The organism is Bacillus sp. NTK034 (assembly GCF_017303275.1).
In the GTDB taxonomy this organism is placed as follows: Bacteria; Bacillota; Bacilli; order Bacillales; family Cytobacillaceae; genus Cytobacillus.
Window position 1 is genome coordinate 1 of the sequence record NZ_JAFKOJ010000037.1, and the last position, 512, is coordinate 512.

The 512-nt window shown below is 50.6% G+C and carries 1 protein-coding gene; it reads right to left on the reverse strand.

Annotated elements, in window-relative coordinates; all coding sequences use genetic code 11:
* On the reverse strand, positions 1-512 hold a 512-nt coding region (locus JI665_RS28260), incomplete at both ends, for an aldehyde dehydrogenase family protein (protein WP_206846292.1).

A 512-nucleotide genomic window follows, 5' to 3' on the forward strand; every position in this document is an offset into this window, starting at 1 on the left:
AAGCCTTTCGAGCTGTCTCCCTCTCCGCCTGTCATCAGCTTGCCTTCTTCTTTGCCGATTTCGATGTAGCTCATGATCTTGTCAAAAGCGCCCTGGTCGATTACAGGACCCATGTAGTTGCTTTGGTCTTCAGGGTTGCCCTGCGTTAATTCGTTAGTCAGTTCAACCACACGGTTAAGAACCTGATCGTATACATCTTCTACTACAACCGCACGTGAACATGCCGAGCACTTCTGGCCGGAGAATCCGAAAGCAGAGGCAACGATTGAAGTAGCCGCCAATTCAAGGTCTGCTTCTTTGTCCACAACGATTGTGTCCTTACCTCCCATTTCAGCGATGACACGCTTCAGCCAGATTTGGCCTTCGTTCAATTTAGAAGCGCGCTCGTTGATGCGAAGACCTACGTCACGTGAGCCAGTGAAGGAGATGAAACGAGTGTCTTTATGGTCAACCAAATAGTCGCCCACTTCTGCACCGCTGCCCGGTACGAAGTTCAGAACGCCCTTCGGAAG